This is a genomic window from Flavobacterium psychrophilum (assembly GCA_001708385.1).
Lineage (GTDB): Bacteria > Bacteroidota > Bacteroidia > Flavobacteriales > Flavobacteriaceae > Flavobacterium > Flavobacterium psychrophilum_A.
Window position 1 is genome coordinate 4,020,778 of sequence record CP012388.1, and the last position, 12,517, is coordinate 4,033,294.

5 protein-coding genes and 1 pseudogene are annotated in these 12,517 nt (G+C 39.5%); 1 reads left to right on the forward strand and 5 read right to left on the reverse strand.

Features of this window, described 5'->3' with window-relative positions:
* Positions 1-54 precede the first annotated feature (54 nt).
* Positions 55-2,394, reverse strand: a complete 2,340-nt coding sequence (locus tag ALW18_17770) for a hypothetical protein (GenBank protein ID AOE54475.1) — start codon at positions 2,392-2,394, stop codon at positions 55-57.
* On the reverse strand, positions 2,369-7,525 hold the full coding sequence (locus ALW18_17775; protein ID AOE54191.1) for a hypothetical protein: 5,157 nt from the start codon (positions 7,523-7,525) through the stop codon (positions 2,369-2,371). Before ALW18_17775 ends, ALW18_17770 begins: the two co-directional genes overlap by 26 nt.
* A 182-nt stretch (positions 7,526-7,707) precedes the next feature.
* Between ALW18_17775 and ALW18_17780 the strand changes: the two are divergent.
* Positions 7,708-9,657 (forward strand): annotated as a pseudogene (locus tag ALW18_17780) (polyphosphate kinase).
* Between the two features lie 58 nt (positions 9,658-9,715).
* Here ALW18_17780 and ALW18_17785 read toward each other — a convergent pair.
* The 3 genes from ALW18_17785 to ALW18_17795 form a co-directional block, all read right to left on the reverse strand.
* The gene (locus tag ALW18_17785; GenBank protein AOE54192.1) at positions 9,716-10,462 is read right to left on the reverse strand and encodes a hypothetical protein; all 747 of its coding nucleotides are present in this window, start codon (positions 10,460-10,462) and stop codon (positions 9,716-9,718) included.
* Positions 10,463-10,546: 84 nt separating this feature from the next.
* Positions 10,547-11,113 (reverse strand): pseudouridine synthase, encoded by a 567-nt coding sequence (locus tag ALW18_17790; GenBank protein ID AOE54476.1) that lies wholly within the window; start codon positions 11,111-11,113, stop codon positions 10,547-10,549.
* 124 nt (positions 11,114-11,237) lie between these two features.
* Positions 11,238-12,515 carry an acetyl-CoA acetyltransferase gene (locus tag ALW18_17795; protein AOE54193.1) on the reverse strand — a complete coding sequence of 426 codons (1,278 nt, stop codon included), beginning with the start codon at positions 12,513-12,515 and terminating at the stop codon, positions 11,238-11,240.
* Positions 12,516-12,517 lie beyond the last annotated feature (2 nt).

Below are 12,517 nucleotides of genomic sequence, written 5' to 3' on the forward strand. Positions count from 1 at the left end.
AACAAAGGGCATTCTGAATAAGAATGCCCTTTGTTTTTATGATAGATTTGAATACTAGAACGGATATCCGATAGCTAAGTTAAATACAAGGTTTTCATCACGCCAGTATTTACTGCCAAAATCTATTTCATCAACTACCCATCGCTGCCCTTCTGGCAGGTATGGTTTTCTTAACGGCCATGCAAGGTCAAGTCGCAATACAAGGAAAGATAAGTCTACCCTTAAACCTGCTCCAGTACCTAATGCAATTTCATCCATGAATTTGCTTGAAAATTGCGATCCGGGTTTATTCTCGTTTTTATTCATTAGCCAAATGTTACCTGCATCTACAAATATAGCTCCGTGAATAACACTGAATAGTTTAGCCCTGTATTCGGTATTAAATTCCAATTTGATATCACCTGATTCATCAGGTAGGAAAGACCCCGTATCTATATTAGGCGACCTGTAAGTTCCTGGGCCTATAGATCTTGCCCTGAATGCCCTTATACTGTTTGTACCGCCAATAAAGAACTGCCGGATAAAAGGTAACTCGCTGGAATTTCCGTAAGGCACACCGATACCTGCAATAACGCGGCTGGCTAATTGTGAATTTTCGGTTAATCGTAAGTAATGCCTAAAATCATGTTCCGTTTTAACGAACTGGCTAAATGGTACTCCGAAAACCTTTGTAGGGTCGTCGGTATTACCACCTGTAGCAAGTCCTGCAATTGTGCCGGCAAGCTCTAATGAGCCTTTGTAGTAAAACGTATGCTTTTTTCTTTTCTGTGCTGTGTTGGTATACGTATAAGAATACGTAGGGCCAAATATTAACTGCTTCTCAATTACTTTTTCCAAAGGTGAAACATCTGCTCCGGTTATATCTTTATCCGCTTGTATCTGTGCAAGATATATATCTGTAACATTGGTAGGGCTAACAAAATTAATGTCTGTTACCATAAGCTGGTGCTCTACACGCGGATTATCCTTCCACAAGTAGCCAAAGCTTCCTTTAAATGAATTTAAAGAGTACAGTTTTGCCCTGTTTTGGTATTCGTAATTTATCAGGGCACGGGTTCTGGGAACAAATGCACTAGAATCGGCAATATGTATCGGCGATATAAATCGCGGCCAGGTAATACTGGCTTCACCACCAATTCTGTACACATTAAAGCCTTTGTTTTGTCCGGCTACCTGAACTTCCACACCACCAAAAACACTTAAATTAAGTAGTTCCGCGGCCCTAAAGGCATTACGGTTGCTCCAGTTTACACTTACTTCAGATCCGTTATAGTTGGCAGAGTTGGTTTTACCTAACAACTCAATACGAATTGATTTTCGGGGAAGTGGAGTAAGGTAATAATATACGTCCAATGCTGAAGCCAGAGAATCGGAAAGGCGGAACTCGTTCTTTACGAATTTAAACGTACCCAAATTTACAAGCCTGTTTAACGACAGGTTGTGGTCTCTTCGGCTATAGATGTCACCCTTGTGAAAAAAAAGCGTGCGGTCGAAAATAATTGGCCTGAAAGTATGCTGCGGATCTGTTATTAGAAAGTCTTTGTATTTTGTCACCGAATCCTGAGAAGTAATAAGTGTATCCTTAACTGTTTCTAACGTATAATTTGGATAAACATTGATTTTATTAATAGTATATACTTTGCGTGCCCTCTCTGGTGTTTCTTCTTTTATTTTTACGATGAGGTCAACCTGCTGATTGCCTACAGTACTGTCAACCTGAACTAATATATGGTCCGGACTAAAATAGTAGTAACCTCTGTTTTTTAAACGCTGGTCTATTCTCTCACGCTCTTCTTTTATTACGGCAAGATCGTAAGGCTGACCTTTTCTAAGGCGGCTCCTTCTTTTAATGCTTGCAACGGTGCTATCCAATTCTGTCGCTGTAGAATCTCCGGGAAATAACACCTCTTTTATAGTGTATTGTTTACCGGGAGTAACGGTATATTTAGCAGTAGCCCTTTTGTTTGATGATGTAGAATCGGCGGCAGTACGCGTTTTAAAATAACCTTTATTCTCAGCGTAATTTTGTAATACATCGGCATTGTAGTCAAGGTCAACCTGGCTGAATAATACAGGCGGTTCACCTACTTTAGTACGTAGCCAGTGCTTAAAACCTTTTTCTTTTTTAGGTTCTCCGGCAATGTTATATATCCATAATTTAGGTTTCAGTCCCAAAAAGCCACGGTTAGGTTTAGGACGCAATAGTCCTTCAAGCTCTTTTTCCATCGCTTTCCGGTCTTTGCGTTTCATCACGGTATCAACAACTTTAACTTCGCCACCTACGTAAAGCATTTCGCCTTCGGGCAGGTATTTGGTATTGCTGCATCCGTAAGCAAACAGTAGTGTTATGATAAAATAATATGTAAACCTATTTCTCATTCTTTTTATCCTTATCGTTAGTACTGTTTGGTGGTAAATCCTGTTCTGTATCACCAGATTGATTCTCGTTTCCTTCCGTTTTCTTTTCGGCTTCTGCCTTTATTTTTTCACGTTCTTTTTGCCTGCGCTCTATTTTTTCACGTTGCTTGCGTTCGCGTTCCCTGCGGTTTTCCTCTTTTTCGGCTTCCGACCTGTGGAAAAGCTCCCTGAATTTGTTGTAGTCCATAGTAATAACAAAAGCTACACCTGTTTCAATTACCTGCCCCTGAAGTGCCACCTGATAATCATTTTTACGGTAAGCTCTAACAAGGTAACGGCCGTCTTTTGTAAGCTGATAATCTGCAGAAAGGTCTCCTGCAATATTGTTAGTCTCTTCGTTTGCCTGTTGGCCTTCAAGTCCAAAATTACTGCCCACTGTCACTTTAAGCCTGTCATTTAGCAATCGCTTAGATACTTCTACATTCAGGTCGGTACGGTTTTGCTGTTGCCCTGTGGTATAGTCATCAGTAGATTCAAGGTCAAAATCAATTTCTACGCCTTTAACAAGATCACCTGCAAGGTTGTTAAGCTGTTGCGAAAGCAATTTACTAACACTCTGCCTTGCCAATGATTCGCCACTTGTGCCGCCTGCTTCACTAGAGAAAGGATTCTCACCAATAAATCGGTTAAGTAATAACACGGCAAACACCTGTTTATTTAATTCTGAAGGCTCCTGACGTAACTGATCTAATCTTGATCTGGTAAGGTTCAACACATTTGTTGCAACGTTATAATTACCTTCAGGAACAACAATATCAAACGAAAGTTCCGGTTTTAATAATTCACCATTAATTTTAAGTAAGGTATTGATCGGAATTTTTTGTTTGTACATATTCCTTTGTGCAGGATCACTTATCTGCTGGTCTACAAGATCAATAGGAGGGATCTCGGTTTTATAAGCAGCCGTAATATTTACGGTTGCATCCGTCGGCTCACCTGTCCATAGAATGTAGCTTCCTTCTTCAATGTCGAATTTACGCTTAATGAAGTTGAATGTCATTTGGTAAGCACCTTCGCTAAATTCGTATCTTCCGGTAAGTGTTGTTTTGCCAGATTCATCAATACCACCGGTAAGCTGCGCTTCCCCTTTTAGCTGAAGGAAGTCGCCATTTCCTTTATCAATAACTAAATTCAGCTCAGCTTCCTTAACGATCTCAATATCTACCGAAGCCTTAATGCCTTTTACTTTAGTACTGTTCAGCGTTTCTTCCATTTTAAGGCGCTGTTTTATTTCCATATTATCCTGGTCTATAAACTCAACAATACCTTCCCTGTCAGCAATTGACGGGTCTTGTTGTGGGAGCACAACTGTAAATTGGGTATCCTCATTTATTTTAAGGTTACCATCTACCACAGGACTATCCATTGTACCTTTGATGTTCAGGTTGGTATCAATATACAGGTCGCCGTAGTAAAAATCGTTATCTTTTGCTTTAGAGTTTACTGCCCTAAAGTTTTCTGCTTTTACATTAAGCCCAAAGCCAAACTCTCTATAATTGGTTGTTTTTATATCGCCGTTAATAGTAAGCTCGTTATTCTTTTCGTCCTGAATCTCAAAATTTCTGAAATTAATTCCCGTATTGGTAAACGTAATATTATCGTTCATCCCTTTAAAATATGAGTTAAGCTGGGTTACCCTCAGGCCGACATCATTAAATTGTAAATTACCATTTATATTAGGTGTTGTCGCCGTACCTGTAACTTTAAAGTTACCCGATAAATGTCCTTCACCATCTTTAACATTACCAAAGCTAAAGGCCTGTAAGCTTGCAATAGTTAGCTTTTGCAGGTCGAGGTTAAGGTCGAAGCTTTGTGACGCCGCATTATAATTACCTTTAATATCGGCCTGGTTGCCGTTTCCTGTAATAGAAACATCAGCGGTATAAGTGTTGGCAATCTCATTGTTCACCCTTATTTTTATATCGCCAACAGTATCTTTACTTACTGCAAGGTTAGAAATTTCAAGGTCAGATGTAAATACCGGGCTCGCCGTAATATTTCGTAATTCTGCTTTACCATCAATCATACCCGAGATTTTAAGCTCGTCTTTCTGGATCATATTGGTAAGCGTCTCGATCTTAAAGCTATTCAGCTCTACATTCAGCGGAGCATTTGGTGTTTCAGATGCCGATTGCAGTTTTAAAGAGCCGCCTTCACTGCTCATTTCGAAGTTATTGGCATAAATACCATCTTTGCCAAAGCGAAGTACGTTATCTACGGCAATATTCCATGGCTCGTAATTCAGTTTAAGCCCATCAGGGTCAAGAGACAGTTCTGTGTTGCCATCGGTTGCTTTAAGCTGACCGGCAAGCATATACTGTTCTTCCTCTTTTTTATCCTGTATCTGAACTTTATAAGTTACAATATTGTCCTGAACATTACCGGTAATGCTGGTATGAGGCAGTAATAACGATTCGCTTTGTACTTCATCAATAACAAGGCTATAGCCTAATGCGTTTTCTTCGTTCTGAATTTTAAGGTCTCCACCCGATATCGTGTAACTGCCATATACAACTCGTGGTATAGAACCTACAACGTTTATGCTGTCTGTTTCGCTATTGTAATTTCCTTTTATTTTAATTGGCTCAAGGCGTGTTATCTGAGGGATTAGCTTGTACAATACAGGATCATTATCTACTACCAATCCAAAATCAAACTGTTGTGGCACGTTCGATTTTTTAGGTGCAGAAGGATTAGTATTATAATATTTTGATATGGTATTGGTTAGGGCAGGGCCAACCTGGGTCAGCTTGTATTTGCCTTTCATGTAACCTCTTACGATAGGCGATTTTATCCTGATAGAAGTCGTATCAGGTTTAGTCACAGCGATAATATTGATCGAATCTAAAGCAAATTCTTCTTTTTCATTCACAAACATAAAGCTGTGCAGGCTTACCGTACCATTGAGGTTGTCGGGGTCTGCGTCTGTAATATCTGCATCTACATTACCACGAAGTTTAAGCGGACCCGCATGTAGGTTTAGCTTGTCAAGATCTGCGATATCAAGATTCAGTTTAATTTTTCCGTTAGGGAATTTCCCTTTAAAGCCTCCATTGGCAACCAGCTGAAATTCAAGATTAGGGTCGGCCATATCGGCAACAGCATCAAACTTGCCGTTGTTTATTTTTCCGTCCACATTAAGGTTGGTGTACACATAGCTATTGTATTCAGCCTTAATAACTTTTGCTTTTATTTTGGCATTTGCCGTCTGCGGATCAAGTCCCGTACCTTTTACCTTAGCCTTAAGGCTGATTTTTCCTATAGAATCATTTGTTATAAGCTTGCCTACATCAAAATTAGCAATGTCAACATCGGCATCGTAAATTTCGCGGCCTTTTCTGCGCTGGTCAAAAATGGCTTTTACTTTCGCATTACCAAAGCTGCTCTTAAGGTCTACGTTGGCATTAAAGTTATCCAGTTTGCCTTTAAAGTTGGCTTTCGCCGATAGCTTGCCCGGCAACTGAATGTTTGGCGGCAGCGTACCTTTAGGTATATAGGTATTAATATCTTTAGATGTAGAACTAAAAGCCCTCACATCCATATCAAAATAAGCGGTTTTTACATCAGGTAGTCCTGTTATGCGTCCTTTTGCAGCAATGGTTGTAGCACCGATTCCGCTTACTTCAAGGTTGGCAATGCGTATGTCGCTAACTTTACCTTCTACGCGGCTGTTTATTTTAAGTATGCCGTTCGGATTACCCTTAAACGGAGCCATATCGGCAAGCGTAGGTACAAACAATAACACATCTTTAAAGCCAATCTGGCTTCCGTCAAGATTAGCATCTACAGAGAGGCTGGCAATATCTTTAGAAACCGCCTCAAGTGACGGATACCCAACAATTATCTGGTCTTTAACCAAAGTTTGCGGTGTTTCAAGATACAGGTTTTTAAGTTCGGCACCTTTAGGACCATAGAAGAAATCGGTGCTAAGTTCGTCAACCACTAATCCGCTTTTATCATTAACGGTTAGTTTGTTTACCTTACCCGAAATAGCTTCAGGAGCATACGAAAGATCCTTGGCTTCAAGATTAAGGTTGGTAATATCAAGATGTTTAAAATCCATACCCATAGCAACAGGGGTAGAATTTTCATCGTCAAATTTAAAGGCAACGTCTTTTATATCGGCATTAGCGAGTTTAAATTTCCATTGTGCCTGCTGTACCGCAGCAGAGTTCTCAGGCAGGGCTTTTTGTACCTGCTTTTCAAACTTGCCAAAAGCCAGTTGCCCTTTCAGGTTGTCAATTTCCAGATTATCAAGATCTATCAATTGCGTTTTCAAGTCAATCTCATTAACTTCTACAAATAGCTTTTTAAGTTTAATACCTGTATCAAGGCGGCTGCCTTCGTTATCATAACCAATATTAATATTAGCTAAGTTAATTTTACCGAGCTTTAGTTTAAGATCCGGTTTTTTAGAAGCTTCTTCGGCTACCTCTTGGGTATTTTGAGCGATTTCGTCAATCATGCCCTGCTTAAGCACAAGTTTTAGCCCGTCAAGATTTACCTTGGGCACTTCAAACTCCATTTTATCAAGATCGAATGTTTTAATACGGGTATCAAAGTGTTTTATGTTGGCACTTATATTGTTCTTAGATATCTGGTCATCAAATTTTACCCTTATCCTCTCAAGGTTAATCTTGTTTATAGATATCTTCATTGGGGCAGAAGTAGTATCCTTTGGTTTATCTGACGCAAAAGCATTAATAATATAGTCGAAATTAAACACAGAATCTTTATTTCGGGATACATTGGCAACTATGCCTTCCAGGCTAATGGAGTTGATCTCTACTTCGCTGCTTAAAAGTTTAATAAGGCTAATGTCTACAGCCAGTTTTTCTCCGGCTAGCAGAGTATCACCTCTTTGGCTTTCAAAATAGACACCTTCAAGAATCACCTTTTTAGGCAGGCCTATTTCAATTTTATCGATGTTGACATCGGTGCCGATCTTGCCTTCAAGGTAGGTTATGGCCTTATCTTTTACAATGTTCTGGAAGTATGGAATTTGCAATAATAGTACAATCAGCAGGAACAATCCAATGATCGAGCCTACTGTCCAAAGGAATATTTTTAAACCTTTACGTAAGTATTTTTTCAACTTTGTGTTCATTTATAGCCTAAAAATAGACATAAAAACAGCATTAGTATTTTAAAGTTTTGCTAAAAGATTACCTACAAAATTTTAACAACCTGATTTTAATGCTAATACTCGTTGTACTGTGTTTGTTAACCATAACAAAAAGTTAATAGCTTGTATGTTTTTACTTCGTAATTTTATGTTTATTTTTTATTATGCCCAAAACCGAAATTATCATACATCCCGCGCCAAAGCGTTATTTAGACCGCGATCTTAGCTGGCTCAGCTTTAACGAACGTGTATTGCTCGAAGCAGCATCAGCCAAGGTGCCATTGCTGGAAAAAATAAAGTTCCTTTCCATCTATTCATCTAATCTTGACGAGTTTTACCGTGTGCGTATTCCGGCGCTTATGGCATTGAAAAAGATATCGGGTAAAAAGGCAGAAGCCGAAAAGCGTTTCTACAAGAAAATACTAAAACAGGCCAATACCATTGTATACAAACAACAGCAATTGTTTGGTGACCTGCTGATAAATGAAATACTACCGGGACTTACTGCCGAAAATACAGTGCTTGTTTATAACGAGTCCATTCCTGATGTGGTTAAGGCTGAAGCCGAAAATTACTTTTTTACAAGAATACTTACATACATTAAGTGTATGGAGCTAAATGAAGAAACTGACTTCTTTACCGAAAATAATAAACTGTATTTTCTTGTATCGCTAACAAAGGCAGATGGCAACAGTTGCCTCGAAATTGTAAATATACCTTCGGAAGAAATGCCGCGTTTCTATAGTATATATAAAGACGGCAAGCAGTATATTCTTTTTATTGATGATATAATTAAAGAATATTTATCGGCAATTTTTCCGAACAGCGAAATTCATGGTGCTTATAGTTTTAAGATTACGCGCGATGCCGCCGTTGAATTTGATGATGATTATGAAGAAGGGCTTGCGGCCCAAATGGAAAAGAAGATCGCCAAACGCGATTTTGGTATTGCTACCCGTTTTCTGTATGATGATAAAATGCCGCGTGAGTATCTCGAAACACTTATTAGCCTCTTAAAGCTAAAAGGTGCTAATGTTATGAAAGGCAGTTCTTATCATAACCTTAAAGACCTTGCCGAACTGCCGGTACACAAAGAGCATCTGGAAAATCCTAAATGGCCTGCTTTGGCATATTATTTTGAAGGGACTTCGCTGCTTAAACATGTGCAGGATAATGACGTTATGATTCATACTCCGTACCGATCTTACGATACCGTGCTGCGGTTTTTTAATGAGGCAGCTATTCATCCTGATGCCGAAGAAATTTTTGTAACGGTATACCGGATGGCAAACGATTCGCGCATAGCAAATGCTTTGATAAGCGCAGCAAGAAACGGAAAAAAAGTGACTGTAATTGTAGAGCTTAAAGCACGCTTTGACGAGTCTAATAATATCCGTTGGTCTAAAAAATTAAGCGATGCCGGAGTAACTATTATTCACAGTGTTCCCTCATTAAAGATACATGCCAAAATAGCGTTGGTAAAATTCAGTAAGGGTTATACTATAAAAGCTCTGGGACTGCTTGCTACAGGAAACCTTAATGAAACTACTGCGCGTTTTTATACAGATCATATACTTCTTACAGCACACGAGGGTATGATGGAAGAACTTGAACAGGTTTTCAGTTTCTTAGGCAAAATGAAGAAACCGGAACCCGATGATATTGTCAATTATAATCACTTGTTGGTAGCACAATTTAATCTTCGTGATAGTTTTATACGTCTTATTGACCGAGAGATATTAAATGCTTCTCAGGGTTTAGAGTCGGGAATTACGATTAAGCTCAATAATCTTGAAGAAAAGGTGTTGATCGAAAAGCTGTACGAAGCTTCTTCGGCAGGCGTAAAAATCGAACTGATTATCCGCGGAATTTGTTGCCTGTTACCGGGCATTCCGGGACTAAGCGATAATATTACAGTAAAACGGATTGTTGACCGTTACCTGGAACACGGGCGCGTTTTTATATTTGAAAATAATGGCGATAAACAAGTTTATCTGGGTTCTGCCGACTGGATGAACCGAAACATTTACAGAAGGGTAGAGGTATGTTTTCCTGTTTATGATGATATTTTAAAAGAGGAACTTTTACAGATGATCGAATTACAGCTTAATGAAACCACTACAGATGCAAAACGTTCCCAGGAGAAAATCTATGAATTTTTATCGGGTAAATTTAAATCCTGAATGAAACACCAAGGCTTTCATAATACCTGTGATAATGATTTGTGGAAGTAATTTCATAGCCGGCAGAAATATCCAGTTGTACATCTTTTGTAATTAAAAACATAAAACCACCATCTGTCCAGTGTTCAGAATGATGATGTGCCGGCATAAAACCATAGGCTTCTACATACGCTTTTAATTTTTTTGTAATACTGATATTAGGTGAAAACGTATAGGCGTAAATAGGCGCTGTCGATTCTCCATCCCAATTTACACCTAAATTATAGCCGAGATCTGCATTTTCGGTTAAGGTATTTTGGAAAAGAAATCGTATTTCCGGAGCAAGATGATTCACGATTAATTCTTTCGAAGCCAGTTTTGGAATTTGCATCTGTGTTATTAAAGATGCTTGGGGAACAAATCCTTTTTCATCCCACAATTTTATCTTTAAACCCACAATTAAAGGTTTTAGTCCCGATTGAGTGCTGTCCTGAAACTTGTTGTAAATAATATCTGTTTCCAGTCGGGCTTCCAGATTTTTAGAAATACCAAACTTCCATAATGCTGTTGGAAGCATTAAATCACTTTCATGCTTTTCTTCCTGCTGCTGTACAAAACCGTTTTCCATCTGAAAGCGGTTTACCGGAACAATAGAAGGTGTTTCCGTTTGATTAGGCCTGTCAGTATCAATTTCATCCTGCGCAAAAGTTGCACAATATGTGAATAATAAAATTGCTAAAAAGTATAGGTGTTTCATGCTATTTTGATTAAAGCTACCTTTTATAAAATCAGATTTATCTAAAGTTATCCTAATTTTAAACGCTCAAAAGTTAGAGAATCTCTATACATCAAACGATTCTACCTCCTGTACTTCGCCCGGCTGTAAATCTCTAAGAAGCACATCGCCAACGCGTACCCTAACCAACCTAAGCGTAGGAAATCCCACAGCAGCTGTCATTTTACGAACCTGCCTGAATTTGCCCTCGTTAACGGTTATAGATACCCATGAGGTCGGGCCGTGGCGTTCATCCCTGATCTTTCGGCCACGCTCAGGAAAATCGGGTTTTTCATGTAGAATCCGTGATTCGCACGGCAGGGTAGTGTAACGTGTTCCATTGAAACCTATTTCTACTCCTTTTTTAAGCTGCTCTACCGCGCTTTCTGTAATAAGGCCGTCTACCTGTGCATAATATTCTTTTTCAACCTTTTTACTGCGTACAATTTCACTCATCATACCATCTGTAGTAAGCAGGAGTAAACCTTCAGAATCTTCGTCAAGTCTTCCGATAGCCATTGTACCTTCAGGAAAATCGTGCAGTTCTCCCAGTAGTTTCTTTTTACGTTTTAGATTGTAAGTAAACTGACTTAAATAGCCAAAAGGTTTAAATATAAGATAGTGGTGGTGCATTGTAACAGTAGTCATGCTGCAAAAGTAAATTTTTAAAACGAGGCATTAAAATAGGAGTAGGTTATATTTAATACTACCGGAAATTTAAACGGCTATCAAATGATAGCCGCTCTTATAATGGAAATTATTTTTCGAGTATTACAGTCATTCCCTGCCCGCCCGCAGCACATACCGATACAAATCCGTAGCCGCCGCCTTTTTCATTCAGGAGTTTAGCCATAGTTGCCAGTACACGTCCGCCGGTTGCGGCAAATGGATGTCCTGTTGCCAGGCTGCTGCCGTTTACATTAAGTTTCCGCGGATCTATCTTGCCCAAAGCTTCAACGCCAAACTCTGCTGAAAGTTCGGGGCTTTCCCAAATTTTTAGGATGGCTAATACCTGTGCTGCAAAAGCCTCGTGAATTTCATAAAAATCAAAATCCTGAAGTGTAAGCCCTGCTTTTTTAAGCATTCGCGGAGCAGCATACACAGGAGCTAAAAGTAAATTTTGCTTGTTTTCTACATACTCAATAGCACCCATCTCTGCGTGGCTTATGTAGGCCAGTATAGGCAGATTGTTTTTTCTCGCCCAGTCTTCGCTCGCAATTAAAATACACGAAGCACCATCGGTAAGCGGGGAGGAGTTACCTGCTGTAAGCGTACCTGCGGTTTTGTCGAATGCAGGTTTTAGCTTTCCAAATTTTTCCAGAGAAGTATCCCTTCGCATATTATTATCCAGATCCAGTCCGAGGTAGGGCGTAAGCATATCATTAAAGAAACCATCATCGGTAGCCGCAGCCATTTTAAGGTGGCTTTGCAAGGCAAACGCATCCTGTTCTTCACGCGATATGTTATAGTATTTTGCAGTGTATTCTGTATGCCCACCCATAGACAGCCCGGTTCCGGGTTCAAGGTTTTGAGGGGCAACAGGAGTAAAATCACTGAATTTTATTTTTGCCAGTTGTTTAATTTTATCGAAAGTACTTTTGCTTCGTCGTACCGACAATAGTATTTTACGGATATGCTCATTAAATTCCAATGGCACGTTGCTGGTAGAATCTACCCCACCTGCAATACCACATTCAATTTGCCCTAAAGCTATTTTGTTAGCAATATAAATTGCAGATTCTATTCCAGTATTACATGCCTGCTGGATATCGCATGCGGGTGTTTTGGGATCAAGTGATGTTTGCAGGACGCAATCGCGCATAAGGTTAATTTCCCAGCTGTGTTTTATAACTGCACCTCCGGCAACTTCGCCTAATTCTTTACCTTGTAATTTATAGCGGTCAATAAGTCCGTTAAGGGTAGCGGTCATCATATCCCTGTTATTGGCAAGCGTATATGCTGTATTATTTCGGGCAAAGGGGATACGGTTATATCCTACAATGGCTGCCCGGCGAATTGGTTTGTCTGTAAACATAG